Here is a 22,950-nt window from a genome sequence, read left to right as displayed (position 1 = left end):
TATGCTCATAGATCTGGTGAAACTGAGAAAGTCTTATGAAGCAAAACTAGCCTAAGATCCACCTAGCCAAAGATCCTATTAACAAATATTGATCTATAGCCGAAACGAAATGTGATGAAGTTTTTTCTAGGTTTACTTTTAATTTCATTCACTTGCCTTATTGATGCGCAAGGAAAAACTCTGCTGAAAGCGGAGGATATCATTTATAATCCAGGAGGAAATTCTCCTGGTGTTTTCGTTACGTCCTACAAGGACTATGAGGACATTCGTGTCGACTCTGATCTCGATGGCAAAATTGATTTTTGGAAAGTTAAGAAGGGTTCGCTTCAGATAGAAATTCTTTTTTCTTCAGGCTTAATTAAGCATTATTTCGTGCGAAAAATTGGCTCTTCAACCGTAAACGAATTCTATTATTCCTCAGTAGACGGCAAACTACTTTTGCAACAGGCAAGAACCAGATCAACCTTTGATAGAGGCTACTCACCGGCGGACATTTGCGACACGAATCTTCAAAAGATGGAAAAAGAATTACAGACATTTAAAGCCGACATTGAATCTGAAATCGCGTCTCAAGCCGCAGAAACCGATCTCCTTGATCGCTCTTGCAAGGAAAAACTGACTCCAAGAGAATTTATAAAACTAAAAAGTACTATTGCTAGTACTACCACTACACAGGACTTCCTCGGTTCTTGTTTTTCTTCCGAAAGTTTTGAAAAAAAATTCGACTTTGGCAAAGATACCGCTCTTACAAAAAAAGTATTAAGCACCGCCTACGAATTACAAAAACGTCAGCTCATCTATCAGAGTGGCAACCACAAATCTGTCATAAAATGCGACGTAACCGACAAAGATCCATTCTCACCCGCAAGTACTGATGAGAAAGGCACAATAACATTTTTAAAATCTGCAAAACCGGATGGAAAGCTATCTGATAATATAAAACTAGAATTACAGCATGAACTACTTCATAGACTTGGTTTCTTTTCTGAAAAGACGGTGAACGAAATAATCAAAGGCTGTAAAGAATTACAAGTCGGAGAGTTTAAGAAAGTGGCTCTCGCCAGTAGCAAAATGAATGGAATACTGGTTCTTCCGGGCAACGTTAGTGCCGCTTTAACTGAGGCTACGAAGGACCAAACTGCCAACATTCCAGAGAAACAAGCTACAACTCCAAAAGGTGGTGCGACTACTTTCAGTGGCAATGTAAAAGACGGAATCGAATTAGCTGCAAATACATCGACTGCCAACATTCCGGCTGAAATACCAGCTTCACAATTAGCAGCACCGAGTTCACAATCTTTATCTGAAGTCGTAAACAATCCTCCGCCACAAACGGATTCAGGCTCTCAACAAGCTCTTACAAGATCGGCTTCAGATAGCAGCGGAATTTTACGTGCAGCAAACAACATGATCGGATCAATGTCTTCTCCGGCCGTCGCGCAAGAGTCATCTAGGTCATCAGCGAAATCGAAAGTGGCAGATGCCACCGATGTTGCATCAAGTAGTTCTTCTTTAACAGAATCAACTTCATCCTCATCAGGCAATAGGGTTCCAGCAAGTGTTTCTCTAGGCGTACAGGCTAGAAACAAAATTTCCTCTGACGAAAAAGTTGTAGAGAGTATTTCTATAGACTCTAACAGCACAACGCAGTCGTCCGTAACATCAACTGCAAATAAGCCTGCTATGAATAGAGGCTTCCAACAACAAGATGCGAAATCCTCTTCGACTCCGGCATCTGCAGAAGTGTCAAACTCTGTAGGTGGGGGCGGAGCTACTTCTGGAGTTCCATCCGCTAGTGCCTCATACCAGCTTTCGCCCGTCTCACAGTCGTCATCAACAGGTACTACTTCTGGCGCTCCAAGACCTCAACGTCGAGGCACCGCTTCCGTATCTTCAGACGAAGTTGTTACGTTTATTTCGCGCAGCAATTACTCAGTAACAAAACAAAAGCTGAAAGATCCAAATTTCGGCAAAGAGCTTGAAATGAATAGCATTCAAGTATTGGATCTCTACGGGAATTCATACGGCGCAAAAAAAGGAAACATCATCTTCCTCGACCAAGGAGACCGGTTTGTTAGACAAAAATAACAAAAGAAAATCGGTTGTCTTGATGATTGTTGCGACGTTTTGGATCGGCTATGTCGCAGCCAGTTCAGCTCAATTCTATCTCAATGTTAAAGATATTGTTGTTAAAGAAATCCAAAAACGGCAACGAAACATGCAGTTCGTTCAAGAAAGTTTTGTTTCGTTACTGATATCCGAAAACTACTCCGTCCTTAAAGACAGACTTGAAAGTGCCAGGGCACTTTATCTTATCGATTTTTATATAATCAAAAAGAATGATGAAGTTATTGAGTGGTACAACAATCTCAATAATCTTGCAGGTATTAATAAAAAATATCTAACATTCAATCAGATCATCGAAGTGAACGGGCTAGCGTATAGAACCCTAAAAATACAGGATACGACTTTTACCGTAGGTGTTTTTGAGGACAAAGAACGAATCATGTGGAAGACAGCTGAAACAATGTTGAGCTTGCTTCTTCGTGATCTATTTATTGTAACTCTAATAGTTGCGGTAATTTCATATCTCTTTTTAAAAGACATCATCAACCTCAGTAAAATCCTCTCAAGTCGGTCCCGCGAAGACATTGCAAACATCAAAACTACTTCCGTGGAAGCTGAGACTATTCTCAAAGCTTCGATGGGATTAGAGGGCGAGCGCGTCCGTCTCGAACAGCTCAGTGAAACTTATGGTGAAACGGTAGGGCCAGCAATTCGTCATGAACTAAAAAGCGGCAGGGAGGCTCCGTATAGCTTTGCAGCAACTTTGTGTCGTATCGACCTTAACGGATACACACAGATGTTTTTAGAAAAGGACGATAAATACGTAACAACGATTCTGAATCAATACTTCGCCCGAGCGCGCGAGGTGATTGAGCGCCATGGTGGCTTGATTTATCAATTTGTCGGAGATGAAATCGTTTTCCTCTTTAAAGATGAGATCGCTCCAGACCTTTCCTCTGAATCACTTGCAATCGCGTGTATCCGTGATCTTTTTTATGAGGCAACAATCATTGAAAAAAATCTCCCCGCAGAAGCGAATCACTATTTTAAGTTAAAAGGTTCTTTCGCCAAAGGGACGATGCGATTCACTCGTCTGGATGAAGGGCACGCACTCAGTGGTCTTCCCTTGATTGAGTCAGTCCGCCTGCTTTCTTTGATCGACGATAAATCCCATCAGGTACTTACTTTCTTTCAAGAGGCTTCTCCAAGTGCGGAGGGTTTAGCGTTTATCTTTGATCGCAAAGTAAATCAGCTTAAAGGTTTCAAAGAAGAGTCCATGCTTTGCAGGTCTCGCGATTTCAACTCGATTGAATGGGTTTTTGAATCCAATATGTGGGAGCGCCTCGCTTACTTCCGCAGCGATGAACATATGCTGTTTGTTCTCAAAAAAGTTCGTCTTATGGCGGTCACTCGCCGTGATGATGATATTGTAAGAATGCTCACGGCTTTGAAGTATCATCGATTTGAAAAAACAACTCAAGAAATCGTGTCCGAGGCAGAGATGACTCTAACTTCTTTCTTGCGCGGAGAAGAAGAAGGTCTTCTAAGTACCAAAGCCCTTTCGGCCGTAGTAAGTCTTTTGGGAAGAATTATTCCGAAAGATCTATGGAGTACAACACTTCAAGATTCGGTCGTGCGTCTTCTAGAACATAAAGACCCACGCGTACAAGCAAATGCAATTATGGTGTTAGGTAGATATGGATTCCCAGCGAGAAAGATTTGGGAAAACATGTTCTCATCCAACAATCGTGTTGCCGCCGATACAATCGTCGAAGTTGCAAAACAGCAGCTTAATTCAGATGTGTGGGATGCTCTCCACAGACTTCTCAACAGTGCTCATCCGACTCATAAAAAATCAGGTGAATACGCTTTAGAAACTATTATTAAGTATTATCAGGATACGGACCCGGTTTATCTGAAAACGAATCCAATTTTAGCAAAGATGTTAGCAAAGTCTGCGAAGAAGGCTGCTTAACGCGCCTTCATCTTTTGAATTTTACTAGAGATCCACGGCCACACCATTGGAATCAAAGACACACCAATCACTCCAAAAATCACGATGTGGAAATTCTTTTTAACAACTGGAAGATTTCCAAAGAAATGTCCTGCCAATACAAATGTAAAAACCCACGCGACCGCGCCAATGACATTGTATGAAAGGAATTTCCGGTAGTGCATAGATCCAATGCCCGCAACAAACGGGGCAAACGTGCGAACGATTGGCGCAAAGCGAGCCGCCACAATTGTAAATGGTCCCCATTTGGCATAGAAGGCTTGAGTTTGTGCTAAATGTTCTTTTTTAAAGAAGCGCGAATTACTCTCGAAGACTTTTGGTCCCACATACTTTCCTATATGGTAATTCACCGTATCCCCTAAGATTCCTGCAATCGTTAAGCTTGCCAGTATAATCCAAAGATTTAAACCGTGCTCAACCGTCGTAAACGCACCCAAAGCAAATAGCAGTGAATCCCCAGGCAAGAATGGCGTCACCACCAATCCTGTCTCAGCAAAAATGATAAGGAATAAAATCACATACAACCAAGGACCGAAGAACGCGATCCATTCAGGAATGTGCTGATCAAGATGCAAAATAATATCGACGAATTCCATCATAGAACCCAGAATGTTTGGAAATCATCCTTAGAGCAAGAGAAATAGATTTTTGCGACGACCTTCGACGCAAGATAAAAAAGGCACTTTGCAAGCGCCTTTTTTGAGGGATTATTGTTACTTATTTAAGGGCACCCAGTCGTTTGACTTAATTGACTTCTGAAGGGCTTCAACCACTTCAGGACTCAACTCTTGCTCATACCTCTTAATCTCGTTCACAGTAGACTTTTGAGAGCTAACCAAAGCCTCATAATAACCTACGTTATTTATGTTATTTTCTAAATGAATCGACTTAATTCTCACATAGACCTGAGTAGGAAGTTGATTCTTAAATTGTTCAGCCTGGAAAGAATCCCTTTTCGGCTTAACACCACCTGATGTCTGAACTCCATCTGCAAATGCATTAGATGTAAGAAGGCACAGAGCAGTTAATAGCAATGTAATAATTTTTTTCATGCTACACCTCCTCTTTCTTTTGGAAAGGGCATTCAGCCTCAAGCGTATCCATCACTGTTGCCGCGAACATGGGAATAGTTCCTTTATGAGTTTTCTTGATCTCAGCAATCTTGCTGCTGGCTTCCATAAGCACGTCCATAATTTGGCAATAGCCTTCTGTATTGACGCCAAACATATCGATTCTTTGAAAGTTATACTGCGTTGTCTTTTTAAAGAAGTCTCTGTAGAGGTCAGGTAAAATTTCTACATTATTACCAATCAATACATCTTCTTTTCCACAATACTTAACAAGTTTTCCTTCGGTAATATGGACAAGACCTAATTCAACAAGCTCTTATAAAACACCTCTAGCTCTCGCTCCGAAAATCAATAATAGCTCAGACTCATTAATGCCGTTTTTCACCTGGGACAGAATACAAATCATGTGACTCAGGTAATTTTGAGGAGCATTTATTTTTTTATAGCCCTTCAAATTTTCATTCGAGTTGATCAAGTAGGGGTATTCATTTTCAATTAGCTCAACTAACGGGGATTTGTCCTGTTTAAGCTTAGAGTAGGCCAACAACAAGGAATCTTCACCCGACAAAGTGACGATAATCTTAATCAGATTATCCTTAGAAGGCAGTACGTTCCCGTTTTTCAAACGACGTATTGTAGATTCGCCTACACCGCTTGCTCTTGAAAGAGACGAAACTGATCGGTTCGGCTTTTGCCCAATCCAAAAATCCAGTAGGCTGTTTACGTGACTCGTGATTTGTTCCACCTATAGCTCCGAAGTTACGTTAATAATTCGAGAGCTAATTTACATTCTGAGGACCCACTTCACAATAGACTGGCTTAATTAAATTTTATTTATAGCCATCTCAAATAAACAGCACTTGATGTACACAAAATGTCTTCTTCTTTTACACTTCGTCAAAGAGTTCTACACTGGAGTCTTCGAGGTTTCTAAGGATAAGCCAAGGTTTTTTAAAACTTGTTTGCCGTAAAACTCGCCCATAGCTCCTGGCATCACCTTTAGAAAAAGAAAGAAAGTTATACCAGAAGGCATTGGCTCAATTCTAATCCTGAGTCCCTGGTCTCCTTTTTCTGCAGTTATCCGAAACACCCATAATCCGAAACCCTTGATTGAAAAGGATTGGTCTTTTTTTTCTGTCTTAACTAAAAAGAATTGCTTTCTAATTGCCTCAGAAACATCCTCAGCAGAAGTATCCGCATTAGCGTTTTCATATTGCCAATAAAAGCCCTTGTTTTCAGGATTCTTGGACGAGTTGAAATACATCGAATACAAAAACAAAAAGCCGAAAAATAAACCACTATCATTTTTTGAACCATAAAAAATTGCGAATGGAAGTGAACAGAGCATGATCGTATGCTTTGGCAGTAGTGTTCCACTGCGATTTGGACCAAAAAAATCATTAGAGTTCACTCCAAAAAAAATCAACGCAAGTACTAGAAAATATCCGAAGTCTTGAAATCTAATTCCACCGCTAATAAACCAATTAACTAGAAATAGGCCATAACTTACTACCAAACCTATAGGAACTATCATAAACGCAACAAAGATCGCAAATTTCAATAATCCATTCTGCTTTATGAATTGTTTCATTGTATTATTCCTACTTTACCTTTGAAGTTGTTATTACGCTAACTCCGCGGCCTTTGTTTGGGTTCAATGGACCCGTAATTCCATCATTGTTGACTAATGGTGTGCTAGTCATATCTCTCTTGGTTACCGTTTTGCCATTATGATCTCTATTAGAGTCTCCGGAATCAACATCTAGTTTTTTCATTGGCATTGATGTCATATCTTTCTCTGTTACTGGATTTCCCGCAGCATCTGTTTTATCGATGAAACCTTTGTCCTCATTCATCTCTCTAGTTTGTGGAGTACTTGTCATGTCGCGAGACGTGATAATGTTTCCCCGACCATCAGTTTTCGAACTCGATTCAGATGATTCACGATATTTATCCGGCATTGTTAGGGCATTCATGGTGCCGTCACAGGTATTAGTAGATTCACAGGAGGTTGATGAATCGGTTTTGGCTTCTTTATTTTTAGACGGGTCGTATGAATCTTTGATTTTTTTCTCAGTTTCTTTGTGCTTTTCTTCTTGTTTTTGTTCTTCCTGTCTTTTTGCTGCTTCAGCCTTAGCCTTTTTTTCTTGTTCCTTTTTAGCCTCTTGATCTCGTCTATCTTTTTCTGCAGCTTCTTTTCTATCTAACTCTTTGGATCTTAGTCTTTCTTCTCTTACATCATTCTCGGCTTTTAAGCGGGAACTTTCTTGCTCCTGCAATTCCTGTTTTCTTGTTTTTGTACAATCTGGAGACGTCGAACAATGAAGGACTACGCCAGAAGTTCCCGCGATAACGACACCTGCTGTTACTACTGATCCTACTAATGGATTTGCTAAAATTGCTGAAATGGCTGGTAAAAGAACGGCGCCCGCAGCTGCGCCTATTTCGTTCACACACAAACTAACACATCGATTCGAAATAGCCGCGACTTTTGAGTTTACACCGCCACGGAATTCACCACGATTGTCTTTCTGGTTATTAGGAAACTTATACGCAATTTGCTGCCTGTCTTGTTCAGAATATTCATTTTTATTTCGTGCTCTTCCTGCAAAAAGATCCACCGCAAATCTATTGTTCTGAAGCCCAAGAAAATAAATCGCACAAGACTGCATACATCTGTCTACGTCTCCCGGCTTCATTGGATTTGCCGAAGTCCGCACTGAAGGGTCGAACTTTGTGCCTGCATATCCCAGAGACATGATCGCATAACTAGCACCTAGCTGTGGATTCAACTTATGAGTGGCATTCACGAAGGCACTAACCTCATTCACCAGGCCTAATTTCAGGCCAACAAGAACTCTTTCTGCGCCAACGGAAGCAAGCAACAATTGTGGACCACCCTGGGCTAAAACATCCGTTTTAAAAACATCATAAGCTTCGGCACTGGACACAGAGTAAATCTTAGAAGTGAGGTCGCTCAGCCTCGACATAACATCACCGAGAGTTTGTGGATCTTTCGAGTATTGTCCATAAAAGGACCAGTAGTAAGCCGTCTTGAAATCTTGAATAACAGATGATGAATTTTGATTTTCTGTCGTTTCAGCCTTTGCAGATAAAACCAGAGAGAGCATAAGGACGATACGTACTAAAATTTTACTCTTCATGGATGGACTCCTTGTTTATTTGATGGTTGATAAATAAGGCTGAACATTTCTTTCTCAATAGCTCTCACCATTTCATCCTCCGTGGAGGCGAGACAGATAGAGCCACAAAGATTAAAAGCGTTTTGGAAATTCCGGCGCCGACCGCGGCGGTTGATAAATTGAACTTGGTATATAGACGTCAAAAGTATATACACAAAGTTATAGCTACAACGGTGATGCCTAAATCGCCGTTTGCTTTTTAAACCACCCTCTTGCGGGCGCTTGAAATAGAAGAACTAATGCCACCACTTGAGCAACCAACTGCAATAGATCAAAAGCGCCTATAAAAGGAGTTTTCTTAAATGTCTGGATCAGTAATGACACCGTAGACGGAAGTCCCGCCACAAAAAATACCGCGCAAGTCCAACGGGCCCAGTTTTTTCCTTGTCCAATTTTCCAATTGAGAAAAGCGACAAGGGAAAAACCGAAGACTAGGCTGAAATACATGACCTTAACTCCGCCAAGTGTCGGCGCGATCTCTTGGGTCATTCTTGGGGCCTCAATGAAAGTTCTGACCAATCCGATACCGAGCGTGGCATACAATATTACTAAGGCCTTCTTCACGGCTTCCGGCATTTGCGTTTTCATAAATTATCCTCATTCATTGGTTTGTATTTGAAAATCGGCTTGATTAAGCCACGCAAACGACAAAGCAATTTGAATGATAAGGTTCTAACTGAATTATGTATTAGAAAATAGCCGACGTCCGAAAGTGTCCGGAACATCATCGGACACTGGGGGGTAGAAATAGAAAAAGCCGCTCTAAGGCGGCTTTTATCTAAATGGCGGAGAGTGAGGGATTCGAACCCTCGAGCCCCGCGAAGGGCTGCCAGTTTTCAAGACTGGTGTATTCAACCACTCTACCAACTCTCCGTCGACCGTTTTATGGGTTTTGAGGTGAGTATTCAAGCAGTTGTTGGACTTAATGCGCCGTAGCCAGAAAAAAGAAGCAGGCACCTTTTATCGGATTTCGGTTTTGCCGCCCATGTAGCTTTGAAGAGCTTTGGGGATGGCTACGGAACCGTCTTCGCGTTGGTAGTTTTCTAGGATCGCGACGAGGGTTCTGCCTACTGCTAGAGCAGATCCGTTCAAAGTGTGCACGAATTGAGGTTTGCCACCGGCTGTGCGGAAACGGATGTTGGCGCGACGAGCTTGGAAATCCTCAAAGTTCGAACATGAGCTGATCTCGCGGTAAGTGTTTTGACCCGGAAGCCATACTTCCAAGTCGTGAGTTTTCGCAGATCCAAAACCCATATCGCCCGTGCAAAGAAGCATACGACGGAATGGAAGTTCCAAGTCCATCAACACTTGCTCTGCATGAGACGTCAAAGCCTCGTGAACTTCATAAGATTTATCTGGATGACAGAACGTCATTAGTTCCACTTTGTCGAACTGATGCTGACGAATAAGACCTTTCGTATCTCTTCCCGCACTTCCTGCCTCAGAGCGGAAGCATGGAGAATACGCGCAGAAACTTTGTGGCAAATCTTTTTCATCCAAAATTTCGCCATTGTAGTAATTCGTCACTGGCACTTCAGCTGTTGGAATCAAATAAAGATCCCAGCCTTCCAAGTGGAAAACGTCTTCTTTAAATTTCGGGAAGTTTCCAGTTCCAAGCAAACTGTTAGAGTTCACCATGAATGGAGGAATCATCTCTGTATAACCGTGTCTTGTAGAGTGCATGTCCATCATAAATTGGATCAATGCACGCTCCATTTGTGCCGCGGCCCCTTTGAGGAAAGCAAAGCGAGTTCCTGTTGTTTTGCCGGCTCTTTCAAAATCGATGATCTTTAAAGACTCACCCAATTCCCAGTGCTCTTTCGGCTTAAAAGAAAACTTCGTCGGAGTTCCAACGACTTTTAATTCTTTATTGTCTTTTTCAGAAGAGCCCACAGGTACAGACGCGTTTGGTTTATTTGGAATCACCAACGCAAGATTTGTAACTTCTTGATCGGCTTCAGCTGCTTTCGCCTCAAGTTCTTTCACTTGAGATTTCAAAGCTTCTACTTCTGCTAGAATTGCAGAAGCATCTTTGCCTTCACGTTTTAATTTGCCGATTTCACCGCTCAATTTATTTTGATTTGCTTTTGCGCTCTCAGCTTGAGTGATCATCTCTTTGCGTTTTTTATTCAGCTCCATGATTTTCTCAAGGATGTCTGTCGATGCACCACGATTGATCAAACCCTGCTTGTATTCATCAAAATAAGAAGGTCCGTTTTCAGCTTTTTTCTCAAGAAGTTTAATATCGATCATTCAAATTTCCTTTTTATATTCATCAAAGGCTGATCAAAAAGGTCCAGGCGCAAGGCGGAGGGTCTTATCTGCAACGGAGGCGTACTACTAGTACGTCGGAGTGGAAGATAAGGCCCGACAACGCAGTCGAATGGGCCTTTTTCATCGGCCGTTAAGGAGCTACCAGTATATACATTCTCAAAAGCATCGCGACAAGCACGCAGATCAAATCGAAGATCAGAATTTGACCCATGCTCCAGTTCGAAAGAACTTTCATGATGATGCCAAGAATAACAACCATTACAAAAAGAAGAGCAAACGTTCCATAGCCGACAAGTTCCTGACCAATCAGTCCCAGAACAAGTCCCAGAAGAATTCCCGTTACAAATCTTAAAGTGAAATGAAAAAAGGAAAGCGTGGATGACTTAACGCCCTCTTGTGCGCTGCTTGCAAGTCCTCTCATTTTATCGCCGATTCCCATGGCTCCTCCGTCGTCCGTCCTTAGTTGCTGCCGAGTCTTAAAATTTTGTTCTCTATTTCAACACGATCCGGGGCATTTGGCGAGAGGCCTAAATATTTATTATAAGCCTGCGCCGCAGAGCGATTATCGCCCTTCACTTCATAGATCGCCCCTTGCTCTCTATAAATTTCCGCATAACCACTTTCGCGAGCGGAAGCCAATGCCAGCATGTCTTCTGCCACATCAATCGAACCTGATTGACGGTAACACGTTGCGGACTTCACGTAGATATCAGCCCCTTGGGGACGAAGTTTCATCGCTTGAGAGTACTCTGCCGCACACTCCGCATACTGCCTTCGAGCGGTATAAACTTCCGCAGCTAAAATATACGAATCAGCCACGTTCGGATTGATTTTCTTTTCAGCTTTCGAGGCCTCCAAGGCCATATTGAAATCACCGGAAGAGAACGCCGCTTTACCGATATAGTAATAAGTACGAGGGTAGTTAGGGTTCAAACGCTGCACACGTTTAAACTGCTGAATCGCTTCTTCAAAACGGCTCGTTTCCAAATAAAGTTTTCCGGCTTGGAACAAAGCCTCCCCATCAGTGGGATCTAAAACAGCCGCACTTAAGAAAGCTTTGAGAGCTTTGTCATTCAGGCCCAGAGCTTTTTCACTTTCTCCTAAACCCAGCCATGCTTTTTTATTTTTTGGATCAGCTTCAACAACTTTTTCGTAGATTTCTTTCGATTGGCTGTAGCGATCTTCCGACTTATAAACTTCAGCCAAAGCCACGCGATAATCCAACGTGTATGAGAAGCGTTTGATCAATTCATTGAGATAATTAATCCCTGAATCTACACCGTTTGTTTGCGCAAGCATCTTGGCATAAGTGATTTGCGCCTCAGGATTTGTCGCATCGATTTCAACGGCTTTCGTCGCATAGCGAATGGCATCTTTCGCAGCGTTTTCTTTTCGCTCAATTTCTTTTTTACTGATCGGCATGATCGAACGAGCGAGAAGACCGTTTGCCTTCGATAACAAGATAAACGTTTCGATATCGCCGTCGTAAGCTTTAACAGCTCTCATCGCATAGTTTACGGCACCGACCATGTTGTTTTTGCGGAACTCCAACATCGCAAGACCACGCAAAACTTCATAGTTATTTGGCGCAATTCGAGTGGCATTTGTGAGAATCTGCAAAGCTCCGACAAAATCAAAACGTTGAGACATATAGTCAGCTTGAAGAACGTAGGCAGAAACCAATTTTGGTTCTGCTTTGATGGCTTTATTTAGCCACTCAATCGCCTCAAAACTTTGATTGAGCTGCCACAAACATTTCGCGGCCTTCATCGCTGCCGTTCCGTTTTTAGGATCGACTTCAAAAGCAGCTTTAAATTCTGCTTGAGCCGCAAGGAAATCCCCTTGGCGCACATACTGATCACCAAGATAAAGCAGCTCGTTGTTCTGACCTTTTTCGCCTTTGATTTTATCCGAACCACCCAGGCGAATCACAAGCTGACGGATTTCACTGTTGTTAGGATTTAACGAAAATCCTTTTTGAGCGGCATCCAAGGCTTTTCGTTTTTCTCCACGAAGAACATAGATTTCAGCTAAGACGGAATAACCATCGGCTTCCACCAATTGAGATACGCGACCCTTTGATTCTAAAGCTGTACTAAGATAACTGTAGGCCGTGTCTGATTTTTTAAATCCGCGATATTCGATGATCCCTAAAAGAATTTTTCCTTCGCGATGTTTTGGATTTTTCGCGACAACATTTTTAAGCAAGCTTGAGGCTGACGTGAAGTCACCTTGATCTAACAAAACTTTTCCCAATGCCACTTGTGGATGAAGCCATTTCTCCCAAAGCTGCGCGGCTTTTTCATAGTAGGGAACAGCGTTCGTCAGATCTTTTTCGCCCTCAAGAAGTTCCGCTTTAAAATCATACATCACAGGCAAAAGAGAAAACGGTTCATTGCTTTCCAAAGTCGCTTCAACAACACCCTTGGCTTCTTTGTAGCGCCCTGAAGTCATGAGCTTTACAGCTTCACACACTTGACCAAACGGACTAACGATATTGAGCGCTCTTGTGGCTTGAGTTGCACCCGCGACAGTTTTGATATCTTGCGCGTCCTGAACTGCGAAAGGCCAAAGCTCTTTATAAACTACACAAAGAAGAGCGCGCACTTCGATATTCATCGGCGCACCTTCAACGATGGTGACAAGTTTATTTTGCGCAGAGATATAAGATTCAAACGTGTCTTGTTCCATGGCGAACAAGGCTTCGTTTAATTTTTCTTTCACTTGCTGATCATTCAAAGTTGCTGACGATTTTCCGGGAGCCAGCAAATGAATTTTCGTTCCGTCGGCAGGGCCACTGTCCCACAAAAGAATCGCACCAATTAAAATCACCGCGACAAGAATGATGGCCGGCAGTTTTAAATTTTTTGCGATCTCGCCTTTTTCCATATTTTTTAAATTGGAAAGCTCAATCACAGAATCCGTTTTTCCATTCGCAGAAACATTGGCGATAGGAATTGAAGCGGGAGGAACATACGCAGGACGATCGTAAACATCGATCTGCTGTTTTGGTTTATCTACTTTGATATTTGCAAAACTATCTGGCGTCGGCGCTTGATTTTGCGGCGGCTGTTGCTGCTTTGGAGGCGGCTTCGGAGCTTGAACGATCACCGTTTCCGCTTCCATCTTCTGCGCTTTTTTCGGATCGACATCGACGACACCTTCAAGAGCTTCAAGAAGTTTGTCGTAGAAAGCAGGTTCTTTGGAAATCATCGTCCATTGGCCATCGGGAAGTTTCGAGATCATCTCTTGACCCGAAAAGACGCCCTCACCAATCATGCGAAGAATGGCTTCTGTAGAATAGGGGCCTTTGACCTGACCATTCCGTGTTTTAACAACCCAAGTGACCTGAATACGTGACATAGACAGTTGATTATACTGAGCTTTTTAACAAAGGACTATGGCCCTGGAGACCAGCCCTCAAGGTCTGTGCTTTGGTCAAGGAAGATGTCACTTCAATGGTTCCAGAATAGAACCTCCGTCCCATTATGGAATTACCCTTGGTTCCGAATTGAGTGGGATGAATTCGAGTTCCGTTCTTCAAATCAAATATAAGGGCTTTTCACGACTGTCTCATATTGGCACACGGTTTGCTTTATAAGCTGAATGTCAGTTGTTATTTTGGGGAGAGTACGTAAGTGATCAGAAACGCATTGATAGCAGTATACATCTTGGTTGTTCTCGCGATTTCAGCAGTAGCTCGCGCGGGTGTGCTTCCAAACAATGCTCAAGGCGAAGACATCACTTCTTCTGAACTTCAAAACTACAACTTCAAGACACATGTAGGTGAAATCGTGGCTTTGGCTGATGGCTCGCTTGTTTTGGCGATGGAAGATCAGCAATCATTCTTCGTATTGAAGTCACAAATGGATCTTACAGCTTTTGTTGGTTCTAAAGTTATGATTAGCGGTATTGAACTTGAACATCAACTTGCTCCCAACTTCGAGCTTGAAACTGTGGACCCCCTCCCTGGTTTCGGTTCTGGGAACAAAACGGTCGTCTTCTTTGTGTTCGGTATCAGCGAGGTTAGATAATAACTTCGTGATCATTGGGTCTCAGCCCCATCCCCTCCGCGGGCTGAGACTTTTCTTTTTATCCCTTAAAAAGGCCTACGGATCCCCTCCATGTAGGCCTTTTTCTTTTTCTAGATTTGATCTTTTTGATTATTCGATACGACGGATTTTCGCGCCAAGAGAAGACAACTTATCTTCCAACTTTTCGTAACCGCGATCCAAGTGATAGATACGATTCACAACTGTTTCACCTGAAGCAACCAATCCTGCAAGAACAAGCGAAGCACTCGCGCGAAGATCTGTCGCCATCACAGGAGCACCAGTTAATTGGCCTGGCTTTCCACGCACAACAGCCACACGAGTTTTCGGAGTGATGTCAGCTCCTAAACGAGTGAGTTCGGTCACGTGCATGAAACGATTTTCAAACACAGTTTCAGAGATCACACTTGTTCCGTGAGCCACAGTCATCAAAGCCATAAATTGCGCTTGAAGATCTGTTGGGAAAAGCGGGTGAGGTGCTGTTGTAATATCAACCGCTTCCCACTTATCGCATGGGAAAACAGTCATTGTGTCTGCGGTAGTTTCAATTTTAAAACCTGCTTCACGCATTTTCAAAATCAAAGCTTCTAAGTGAGCTGGCACACACTTCGTCACAGTCACTTGGCCTTTTGTGATCGCACCCGCGATCAACAAAGTCCCTGCTTCAATACGGTCAGGCATGATGGAGTGAACTGCCGGTTTCAGTTTAGAAACACCTTCAATACGAATCACGCTTGTTCCGTGACCTGTGATCTTTGCACCCATTTTGTTAAGGTACTCAGCAAGATCTACGATCTCTGGTTCTTTCGCAGCATTTTCAAGAATCGTAATGCCGTCAGCAAGAGTCGCCGCCATCATCACGTTCTCAGTTCCGCCCACAGTCACAGTTTCAAAAAGGAATGTTGCGCCTTTAAGTTTTTTAGAAGCCGCATGAACGTAACCTTCTTTTTGCGTGATCTCTGCACCCAAAGCTTGAAAGCCTGCTAAGTGAAGATCAATCGGACGACTTCCGATCGCACAACCACCTGGTTGAGAAACAACGGCTTCACCGTATTTCGCAAGCATCGGACCCATACAAAGAAAACTTGCGCGCATTTTACGAACAAGATCATAAGATGCTTCATAAGATTGAAGCGGACTTACGCTGACATGGAATTCATCATTGATCCATTTTGTTTCACAGCCAAGACTTTGCAAAAGCTCTGCTGTTGATTCGATGTCTTTAAGCTTCGGAACGTTTTTAAAAACGTGCGTTCCTTCAGCAAGAAGTGTTGAAAAAAGAATTGGAAGAGCTGCGTTCTTCGCGCCACTCGTAGCAACCGTACCTTTAAGAGGGCCACTGCCCATCACAACCATTTTATCCATGCGTTACTCCACGAATGACTCTATCATGCCCGGAAAGATCTTTGATGACACTGATTTCGTTAAATATTTTTAAGTCGGCGAAGTGCTCTTTCATCGCGGGTCCCTGAGTCATACCCATTTCCATTAACATAATTCCCGGAGACTTCAGATGACAGGCATAAACCTGCGACCAATTTTTCAAAAGGGCTAAACCTTCAGCTTCGGCATACAAAGCCGAATTAGGCTCAAACTTTTTCACGTTTTCTTCTACAGCCGGATCGTTATGTGCAATATAAGGAGGATTTGAAACAAGCGCATCCACTTTGTCTTTGCCGACAAACTCTTTGTAGGCCGACATCACGACATCGTGATTCCCAGCGTCTGCATGGATGAACTTCACACGGTCAGAAACTCCTAAAGAGTCCGCATTGCGTTTTGCCACTCCAAGCGCTTTTTCTGAAAGATCAACGGAGATCAAACGCGCTTCAGGAAATTCTTTAAGAAGAGACAAACCAATACAACCTGAACCTGCGCCAAGATCAATGAAACCAAGATTTGGTTCTTTGTCTTTCGCCCATTGAATGACTTCTTCAACAACATGTTCAGTTTCAGGACGAGGAATTAAAACATCGGAATTCACTTCAAAGCGATGACCAAAGAAATCGCGATAACCAAGAATGTAGGCGACAGGCTCCCCTGAGGCCCTACGACGAACAAGCTCACGCAAAACCGCAAGCTCTTCCTCTTTCATCGGTTGATCAAAACGAAGATAAAGCTGAATGCGCTCAAGCTTTAAACCATGAGCAAGCAAAAGCTCCGCATCCAAGCGGGGGCTTTCGATTTTTTTATCTTTGAAAAATGCCGTCGTCTTATCGAGGATTTCTTTTAACTTCATAATGCAACTTTACTCTAGGTTGTTCAAAAAGGTTCAGACGCAAGGCGGAGGGTCTTATCCGCAACGGAGGCGTACTTAATGTACGTCGGAGTGGAGGATAAGGCCCGACAACGTAGTCGGATGGGCCTTTTTCAACAGCCTAAGCAGAGGCGGTTTGTTTTTTTAATGCCTCTGCTTGAAAGTTAGCAACGAGTGGGTCAATCAGCAACTCAAATGAGCCGCCCATGACTTGGTCCAGCTGATGAATCGTCAAACCGATGCGGTGATCAGTAATACGAGTTTGCGGGAAGTTGTAAGTACGAATGCGCTCTGAACGATCGCCTGTGCCAATTTGCTCCAAACGAACATCCGAAGCCTCTTTGCGAGCCTTTTCGTCTTCGATTTGTTGCAACTTCGCGTAAAGGATTTGGAAGGCACGCTCTCTGTTGGAAGACTGAGACTTACCTTCTTGGCACTTTACGTCGATACCTGTTGGAAGATGCACGATACGAACTGCAGACTCAGTTCTGTTGACGGACTGACCGCCGGCACCTTGAGAACGCATGGTCTCAATACGAAGATCACTCATCGGAATTTTGATTTCAGTGACTTCGACTTCAGGAATGACTGCCACAGTCACAGTGGACGTATGAATACGGCCGGCTGCTTCTGTTTTTGGAACACGCTGAACGCGGTGAACGCCTGATTCGTATTTCAATTTACTGAAGACAGAATCACCTGTGATGCTTGCGATGATCTCTTTAGCTCCGCCCGCATTTCCTTCAGAGAAAGAAAGCATTTCGACTTTCCAACCTTGAGAGGAAGCATAGTGAACATAACCACGGAAAAGCTCATCAGCAAACAACGCCGCTTCGTCACCGCCGGCACCCGCACGAATCTCAAGAATGATATTCTTGTCGTCGTTAGGATCTTTCGGGATCAAAGCGATTTTAAGTTCGTGCTCAAGCGCAGGAAGCTCAGCTTCGAGCTCTTTCACTTCTTCACGAATAAGTTCACGCATTTCTGGATCTTGTTCGGCAGTTAAAAGCTCTTTGCTCGCCTTCAAATTCTCGGACTTCTTTTTGAAGTCGCGATAGGGAACAACAATCTTTTCTAGATTTCCAAGTTCTTTCATCAACGCGCGATACTGCGTTTGGTTGGAAGCAATATCGGGCCTTTGAAGAGCCATATTGACTTCTTCATAGCGTGATTCCACTTCGTCCAATTTCGAGAACATGGGAGTAACTCCTAGATCAGTTGCAAAATCGAGTTGGGGTGCTGAAATAAGAATGCGGTTCGAAGAGTGAACCGCATTTCATACAAGAACGTCCTCCGAATGGAGGTCTGAAATTTACTTTTTGCCGTAACGTTTTTTGAAACGATCGATACGACCTTCAGTATCCATGACACGTTGTTTTCCAGTGAAGAATGGGTGAGATGCAGAAGAGATCTCAACTTTGATCAATGGATACTCTTTACCGTCTTCCCACTTAACAGTTTCTGAAGAATGAAGAGTAGTCGTTCCCAAGAACGAGTAATCGCAAGAGATATCCTTAAATACAACAGTATTTACTTTTGGATGTAGGTTTTGTTTCATGACCTGATTCCTTCTAAATAATTTAACCTATGGGTCTTAAGATGTAAGGGTTTAACATAGTGGTCTCGCCGTGTCGAGCATTAATCGCTGCTTTTTTTGGCAACAAAGAGCTTGATCAAGCGACCCTATGGTTTATAAATATCCTCGTATTATCAATGCTTTAGATAATATATCAAGTGGCGGAGGTTTTGTGGCAAAAACGGCTTCTGAGATTGAAATTCAGGACTTTAAGGGCTTTTCACCCGAAGCATTTCGCTTCTTAAAATCCCTCAAAAAGAACAATAAACGGGACTGGTTTCAGCCCCGCAAAGAAACTTATGAAGAGCTTTTGCGTCACCCGATGATGGCCGTCGTTTTTGAATTGGCGGAGGAATGCAAAAGTTTTGCTCCGGAAATCACCTTTAATCCCAAGCGCAATGTTTTAAGAATTTATCGCGACACACGCTTTAGCAAAGACAAGTCTCCTTATAAAACAAACGTTGCGGCAAATTTTCCGTTTGGCACTTACGGAAAAAACATGGATAGCCCAGGACTTTACCTGCACATTGAGCCGGGCCAAGTTTTCGTGGCTGGCGGACTTTATATGCCGAACTCTTTGCAGCTCAGAAAAATTCGCGAAGCTATTTTGAAAAATCCCGACGCATTTTTAGACATCGTTGAAAGCAAAGAGTTTAAAAAACATTTCAACGGTCTTGAGGGTGAAAAGCTTAAAACAACTCCGCGCGGAATTTCTGCTGAGCATCCGATGATTGAATATCTTCGCCACAAGCAATTTTTTGTCTCAAACACTTTTGAAGAAAGTGCGGCTTACAAAAAGGATTTCCCGAAAAAAGTTGCTAAAGAGTTTAAAGCGATGATGCCGCTTTTACGTTGGCTTAATAAAGCGCAAAGCATGTGGTGATTGTTTTCCAGCAATTTCTGTTTTGCTTTTTATCTTAAAGCAAAAGCGGCTCTTGCTGGTTTCTGAAACCTCCTTGAATCTAGTCGCGATGCTCAAGGAGGTTTTATGAAGTTCCTGCTTTTCACAGCAACACTGCTTGCCTTTACTGGCGCGGTTCACGCTGAAAGTATTTACTGTTCATTCACCGAACCATTTTTAACCGTCACATATAATTCTGAAACAAATAAAATTACGGTGACGTCTCCCGATGAAGGGTCCGCTGAAACCACGGGACACGTGACTTATCAAAAAGGTGGGATTTTAAAAATCACCGCCGATGGAATTACGCAATATCTTGAAGTGAATTTGACGAAAGAAGGTTCCGACGGAATGTCTGATTTCGTTTATCCGTTTGAAGGTTCTATCAGCAATCAACTGTATGGTGGCTGCGAAACGGACACCTTAAAGAAACAACAACCGAAGCCTTAAAAACGAAAAAAAATCCCAGGAGGGATTTTTTCGCGCCAGCCCCAAAGGGGTTAATAAGGGCAGGAGCCTGAAACAAAGGGAGTCTTACGACTCCCTTTTGTGCGTTGTAGCCAGAAAAAAGAAGCAGGCACCTTTTAGCCGGGGCCGGACATGGCTTTTAGGAAGTCGAGATTTGTTTTTGTGTTTCCAACTTTGTCGAGCAGGAATTCCATGGCGTCGACGGGATTCATTGGAGCAAGAACTTTTCTCAAGATCCACAAACGGTTCAAGTCCGCTTTTTCTACAAGCAAATCTTCTTTACGAGTGCCGGACTTGTTGATGTCCATGCAAGGGAAGATACGTTTTTCCATAAGCTTACGATCCAAGTGGATCTCGGCATTACCTGTACCTTTAAATTCCTCGAAGATAACCTCATCCATACGAGAACCTGTGTCGATCAACGCTGTTGCGATGATCGTCAAAGATCCACCTTCTTCGATGTTACGAGCAGCACCGAAGAAACGTTTTGGTTTGTGAAGGGCGTTGGAATCCACACCACCTGACAAGATTTTTCCAGAAGGAGGAACAACCGTGTTGTAAGCGCGGGCCAAACGAGTGATGGAATCAAGCAGGATCACCACGTCGTGTTTGTGCTCAACCAAGCGTTTTGCTTTTTCGATAACCATCTCTGCAACTTGAACGTGGCGAGTTGGTGGCTCATCGAATGTTGACGATACAACTTCACCTTTTACAGTACGTTGCATGTCAGTCACCTCTTCCGGACGTTCATCGATCAATAGAACGATCAATTTTACTTCCGGATGATTGTGAGTGATCGCGTTCGCAATTTGTTGCATCAAAACTGTTTTACCAGTTCTTGGAGGTGCGACGATCAAGGCACGTTGACCTTTTCCAAGAGGAGCCATCAAATCCACGACACGTGTTGTGTACTCTCCAGGGCTGTGCTCAAGTTTAAGTCTTTCATTTGGATAAAGCGGCGTTAAGTTGTCGAAAAGGATTTTGTCTTTACCTTTTTCAGTAGTTTCAAAATTCAATGAATCTACTTTCAAAAGTGCAAAGTAACGCTCACCATCTTTTGGAGGACGAACAGTTCCTGTGACCGTGTCACCTGTTCTCAAACCAAAACGACGAATTTGTGATGGAGAAACGTAGATATCATCCGGACCCGGAAGATAGTTGTAATCTGGAGAACGCAAGAAACCGTAACCATCAGGCAGGATTTCAAGAACACCAGAACCGTAAATATCTTGTCCTAGTTTCGCGGCACGCTTCAAGATTTCAAAGATCATGTCTTGACGACGAAGACCTGCGGCGTTTTCGATTTTTAGTTTTGTCGCAAGCTCAGTCAGCTGCGTGATGTTTTTTGATTTCAAGTCCTTTGAAGATAACCAAGTTTTCTCTTCATCGGTTAATTGAATATCAGCCAAATCCACTTCTTGCGTTTGCGCTGGTGGAGTTGAGTGCTGTGTATCGTCTCCTACAGGTTGACCTTCATCACGGTGTCTGTCACCACGGTCACCGCGATCATTACGGAAATCACGGCGTTGTTGTCCGTTGTTTCTATCATGACGATGTCCACCGCCGCGATTATCGCGGTTGTCACGGTTATCACGATTGTTTGGACGGAATTCGCGACGTTGTTGGTGTTGGGGACGATCTTGTCTTTGTTGTTGCTGTTGTGGTTCTTGTTGTGGAGCTGGGGTGGAAGCGGAAGCTTCGGAAGTTGGAGCTGCAGTAGTGGAAGTTTCAGCGGCTACCGGCTCTGGGGCTGGTGCAGCGGCTTGTGGTGCAGACTCAGCGGGTGTTTCTTCAGCGACTTTTGTGCGAGTGCGCTTCTTCACGACTTCAACGCCTTGTGAATCTTTGGGCTCAGACAAACAAATTCTCCTTGTAGGATTAAATAAAGAAAAAGAGGATCTTAGATTAAGAAGTTTGATCCGATTGGAACTAAACTGTTTTGCTTGCCCTAACTTTCCGCGATGGGGCTAGTTCTTGTCAACCGAAAATCTTTTCCGGGAATATAAGGATCTCGAGTTTTCTTAGGGGGCCTGTGTAAGATATAGAAATCATTAAGGTCTTAACCATCATTAAACTCTTAAAAAGTTCTCAAAATATCTCCTTCTAAATTCAAAACTATCTAAAATTCTGACAGTCCTGTGTTTTTTCCCTATCTAATTCCTGACAGTTTTCTGTCTAAATAAAATCCCTTATAAAGTTTCAATCTAGCAATGGAGACTTTATTATGAAGCTCGTTCACACTGTGACAAGTGCCTTGATTCTCTTTAGTTCGTTAGCAGCGCAAGCAGCTCCGGCAACAGCGATTACAAAAAAGATTTTAAGCCAAGGTGTTCCCGTTCAAGCGTACGAAAAACTTGTGAAGTTTATGGATGAGTTTCAGGGTCGCTCTTTCAACCAAGACACTTACACTTGTGAAGGACGTGATGCTTCCAGCGTGAAGCCTTGCGAAGAAGAAAAACGCACTCGTTCCAACAAAACTGTCACACTGAACTCACCAACATATGTGGCTATCGTTGACTTCGGTTCACCTTCTTCACAGCGTCGCTTTTATCTAATCAATCTAAAAACAGGTGATGTGAACAAGTACTATGTTTCTCACGGACTTGGCAGCGGCAGCACGGATATTCCGACGAAATTTAGCAACATCAAAGATTCAAAACAAACTTCCTTAGGAATGTATCTCACTGGAGAAGTTTACCAAGGTCATTACGGAAACACTCTGCGCATGTATGGTTTGGAACGTTCTAATGATGAAGCGTACAATCGCGATATCGTTTTGCACGGCGCCTGGTATGTGGGTGAAGACTTCATCAACTCTACCAATGAAAGAACGGGGCAGAAATACGGACGCTTGGGTGTGAGCTGGGGATGTCCTGCAGTTTCTCGTGCGATTGCTGATAAAATTATTCCTCTACTTAAGGGTGGAAGCTTGATTATGCACTATCATCCGACGTTGATGGATGAAGCTCTTTCAGGAAAAGAAGTTCGCGTCAGTCAGAAATAATCACTTCGTCTCAATTTGAAACATCTCCGGGCTCTCCTAGAGAGCCCAAACTGCAAAACTTGTT

General features: G+C 43.1%; 21 protein-coding genes and 1 tRNA gene. 6 read left to right on the top strand and 16 right to left on the bottom strand.

The window, feature by feature from the left end:
• The first annotated feature begins 114 nt into the window (after positions 1 to 114).
• Positions 115 to 2,088, top strand: coding sequence for a hypothetical protein (locus tag AAAA78_RS00405; RefSeq protein WP_340589722.1), 1,974 nt, complete (start codon positions 115 to 117; stop codon positions 2,086 to 2,088).
• Complete coding sequence (locus tag AAAA78_RS00400) at positions 2,072 to 4,042, top strand: adenylate/guanylate cyclase domain-containing protein (RefSeq protein WP_340589720.1); 1,971 nt, start codon at positions 2,072 to 2,074, stop codon at positions 4,040 to 4,042. The genes AAAA78_RS00405 and AAAA78_RS00400 overlap by 17 nt, the downstream gene beginning before the upstream one ends.
• On the opposite strand, the gene AAAA78_RS00395 is transcribed toward AAAA78_RS00400, so the two are convergent.
• From AAAA78_RS00395 to AAAA78_RS00345, 11 genes are all read right to left on the bottom strand, one after another.
• Entirely contained in the window at positions 4,039 to 4,677 is a 639-nt protein-coding gene (locus AAAA78_RS00395; protein ID WP_445291985.1) for a DedA family protein, read from the bottom strand. The genes AAAA78_RS00400 and AAAA78_RS00395 overlap by 4 nt on opposite strands.
• Positions 4,678 to 4,794: 117 nt before the next feature.
• A complete protein-coding gene (locus tag AAAA78_RS00390; protein ID WP_340589717.1) occupies positions 4,795 to 5,133 on the bottom strand; it encodes a hypothetical protein in 339 nt (112 codons plus the stop codon).
• A gap of 1 nt (position 5,134) precedes the next feature.
• Positions 5,135 to 5,395, bottom strand: a complete 261-nt coding sequence (locus AAAA78_RS00385) for a hypothetical protein (RefSeq protein WP_340589715.1) — start codon at positions 5,393 to 5,395, stop codon at positions 5,135 to 5,137.
• Between the two features lie 72 nt (positions 5,396 to 5,467).
• Complete coding sequence (locus tag AAAA78_RS00380; protein WP_340589713.1) at positions 5,468 to 5,896, bottom strand: helix-turn-helix domain-containing protein; 429 nt, start codon at positions 5,894 to 5,896, stop codon at positions 5,468 to 5,470.
• 162 nt (positions 5,897 to 6,058) lie between these two features.
• Positions 6,059 to 6,742, bottom strand: a complete 684-nt coding sequence (locus AAAA78_RS00375) for a hypothetical protein (RefSeq protein ID WP_340589711.1) — start codon at positions 6,740 to 6,742, stop codon at positions 6,059 to 6,061.
• Positions 6,743 to 6,752: 10 nt separating this feature from the next.
• Entirely contained in the window at positions 6,753 to 8,315 is a 1,563-nt protein-coding gene (locus AAAA78_RS00370; protein WP_340589709.1) for a hypothetical protein, read from the bottom strand.
• Between the two features lie 219 nt (positions 8,316 to 8,534).
• A complete protein-coding gene (locus AAAA78_RS00365; protein WP_340589707.1) occupies positions 8,535 to 8,942 on the bottom strand; it encodes a hypothetical protein in 408 nt (135 codons plus the stop codon).
• A 195-nt stretch (positions 8,943 to 9,137) separates the two neighbouring features.
• Positions 9,138 to 9,227 (bottom strand) — tRNA-Ser (locus tag AAAA78_RS00360).
• 87 nt (positions 9,228 to 9,314) lie between these two features.
• The gene (gene serS / locus AAAA78_RS00355; RefSeq protein ID WP_295900343.1) at positions 9,315 to 10,607 is read right to left on the bottom strand and encodes a serine--tRNA ligase; all 1,293 of its coding nucleotides are present in this window, start codon (positions 10,605 to 10,607) and stop codon (positions 9,315 to 9,317) included.
• Between the two features lie 151 nt (positions 10,608 to 10,758).
• Positions 10,759 to 11,067 (bottom strand): hypothetical protein, encoded by a 309-nt coding sequence (locus AAAA78_RS00350; RefSeq protein WP_340589705.1) that lies wholly within the window; start codon positions 11,065 to 11,067, stop codon positions 10,759 to 10,761.
• Between the two features lie 20 nt (positions 11,068 to 11,087).
• Positions 11,088 to 13,991 (bottom strand): tetratricopeptide repeat protein, encoded by a 2,904-nt coding sequence (locus AAAA78_RS00345; RefSeq protein WP_340589703.1) that lies wholly within the window; start codon positions 13,989 to 13,991, stop codon positions 11,088 to 11,090.
• 275 nt (positions 13,992 to 14,266) lie between these two features.
• Between AAAA78_RS00345 and AAAA78_RS00340 the strand changes: the two genes are divergently transcribed.
• Positions 14,267 to 14,662, top strand: coding sequence for a hypothetical protein (locus AAAA78_RS00340; RefSeq protein WP_295900335.1), 396 nt, complete (start codon positions 14,267 to 14,269; stop codon positions 14,660 to 14,662).
• Positions 14,663 to 14,791: 129 nt separating this feature from the next.
• Here the strand turns inward: AAAA78_RS00340 and murA are convergent, their stop codons facing one another.
• The 4 genes from murA to AAAA78_RS00320 form a co-directional block, all read right to left on the bottom strand.
• Positions 14,792 to 16,045: a UDP-N-acetylglucosamine 1-carboxyvinyltransferase gene (murA, locus tag AAAA78_RS00335; RefSeq protein ID WP_340589699.1), complete on the bottom strand. Its 1,254-nt coding sequence runs from the start codon at positions 16,043 to 16,045 to the stop codon at positions 14,792 to 14,794.
• Positions 16,038 to 16,919 carry a peptide chain release factor N(5)-glutamine methyltransferase gene (gene prmC, locus AAAA78_RS00330; RefSeq protein WP_340589697.1) on the bottom strand — a complete coding sequence of 294 codons (882 nt, stop codon included), beginning with the start codon at positions 16,917 to 16,919 and terminating at the stop codon, positions 16,038 to 16,040. Before prmC ends, murA begins: the two co-directional genes overlap by 8 nt.
• Positions 16,920 to 17,058: 139 nt before the next feature.
• Complete coding sequence (gene prfA / locus AAAA78_RS00325; protein WP_340589695.1) at positions 17,059 to 18,135, bottom strand: peptide chain release factor 1; 1,077 nt, start codon at positions 18,133 to 18,135, stop codon at positions 17,059 to 17,061.
• A gap of 114 nt (positions 18,136 to 18,249) precedes the next feature.
• Positions 18,250 to 18,495, bottom strand: a complete 246-nt coding sequence (locus AAAA78_RS00320; protein WP_340589694.1) for a type B 50S ribosomal protein L31 — start codon at positions 18,493 to 18,495, stop codon at positions 18,250 to 18,252.
• A 127-nt stretch (positions 18,496 to 18,622) separates the two neighbouring features.
• On the opposite strand from AAAA78_RS00320, the gene AAAA78_RS00315 reads away from it, so the two are divergent.
• Positions 18,623 to 19,396: a DUF2461 domain-containing protein gene (locus AAAA78_RS00315; RefSeq protein WP_340589692.1), complete on the top strand. Its 774-nt coding sequence runs from the start codon at positions 18,623 to 18,625 to the stop codon at positions 19,394 to 19,396.
• 105 nt (positions 19,397 to 19,501) lie between these two features.
• The gene (locus tag AAAA78_RS00310) at positions 19,502 to 19,864 is read left to right on the top strand and encodes a hypothetical protein (protein ID WP_340589691.1); all 363 of its coding nucleotides are present in this window, start codon (positions 19,502 to 19,504) and stop codon (positions 19,862 to 19,864) included.
• Between the two features lie 134 nt (positions 19,865 to 19,998).
• Here the strand turns inward: AAAA78_RS00310 and rho are convergent, their stop codons facing one another.
• Complete coding sequence (gene rho, locus AAAA78_RS00305; RefSeq protein WP_445291971.1) at positions 19,999 to 21,741, bottom strand: transcription termination factor Rho; 1,743 nt, start codon at positions 21,739 to 21,741, stop codon at positions 19,999 to 20,001.
• Between the two features lie 365 nt (positions 21,742 to 22,106).
• Between rho and AAAA78_RS00300 the strand changes: the two genes are divergently transcribed.
• The gene (locus tag AAAA78_RS00300; protein WP_340589689.1) at positions 22,107 to 22,886 is read left to right on the top strand and encodes a murein L,D-transpeptidase catalytic domain family protein; all 780 of its coding nucleotides are present in this window, start codon (positions 22,107 to 22,109) and stop codon (positions 22,884 to 22,886) included.
• Positions 22,887 to 22,950: the final 64 nt, after the last annotated feature.

This window comes from Bdellovibrio sp. BCCA, from assembly GCF_037996825.1.
Classification (GTDB): domain Bacteria; phylum Bdellovibrionota; class Bdellovibrionia; order Bdellovibrionales; family Bdellovibrionaceae; genus Bdellovibrio.
This window is presented reverse-complemented; position numbering and strand designations above follow the sequence as displayed.

Excerpts from the sequence above, each read along its gene's own strand:
- AAAA78_RS00345 (WP_340589703.1), bottom strand. The coding sequence starts at position 13,991 with ATGTCACGTATTCAGGTCACTTGGGTTGTTAAAACACGGAATGGTCAG.
- AAAA78_RS00395 (WP_445291985.1), bottom strand. The coding sequence starts at position 4,677 with ATGGAATTCGTCGATATTATTTTGCATCTTGATCAGCACATTCCTGAA.
- murA (WP_340589699.1), bottom strand. The coding sequence starts at position 16,045 with ATGGATAAAATGGTTGTGATGGGCAGTGGCCCTCTTAAAGGTACGGTT.
- AAAA78_RS00375 (WP_340589711.1), bottom strand. The coding sequence starts at position 6,742 with ATGAAACAATTCATAAAGCAGAATGGATTATTGAAATTTGCGATCTTT.
- AAAA78_RS00320 (WP_340589694.1), bottom strand. The coding sequence starts at position 18,495 with ATGAAACAAAACCTACATCCAAAAGTAAATACTGTTGTATTTAAGGAT.
- AAAA78_RS00370 (WP_340589709.1), bottom strand. The coding sequence starts at position 8,315 with ATGAAGAGTAAAATTTTAGTACGTATCGTCCTTATGCTCTCTCTGGTT.
- prfA (WP_340589695.1), bottom strand. The coding sequence starts at position 18,135 with ATGTTCTCGAAATTGGACGAAGTGGAATCACGCTATGAAGAAGTCAAT.
- AAAA78_RS00350 (WP_340589705.1), bottom strand. The coding sequence starts at position 11,067 with ATGGGAATCGGCGATAAAATGAGAGGACTTGCAAGCAGCGCACAAGAG.
- AAAA78_RS00390 (WP_340589717.1), bottom strand. The coding sequence starts at position 5,133 with ATGAAAAAAATTATTACATTGCTATTAACTGCTCTGTGCCTTCTTACA.
- AAAA78_RS00405 (WP_340589722.1), top strand. The coding sequence starts at position 115 with ATGAAGTTTTTTCTAGGTTTACTTTTAATTTCATTCACTTGCCTTATT.
- prmC (WP_340589697.1), bottom strand. The coding sequence starts at position 16,919 with ATGAAGTTAAAAGAAATCCTCGATAAGACGACGGCATTTTTCAAAGAT.
- AAAA78_RS00310 (WP_340589691.1), top strand. The coding sequence starts at position 19,502 with ATGAAGTTCCTGCTTTTCACAGCAACACTGCTTGCCTTTACTGGCGCG.
- serS (WP_295900343.1), bottom strand. The coding sequence starts at position 10,607 with ATGATCGATATTAAACTTCTTGAGAAAAAAGCTGAAAACGGACCTTCT.
- AAAA78_RS00365 (WP_340589707.1), bottom strand. The coding sequence starts at position 8,942 with ATGAAAACGCAAATGCCGGAAGCCGTGAAGAAGGCCTTAGTAATATTG.
- AAAA78_RS00315 (WP_340589692.1), top strand. The coding sequence starts at position 18,623 with ATGGTTTATAAATATCCTCGTATTATCAATGCTTTAGATAATATATCA.
- AAAA78_RS00300 (WP_340589689.1), top strand. The coding sequence starts at position 22,107 with ATGAAGCTCGTTCACACTGTGACAAGTGCCTTGATTCTCTTTAGTTCG.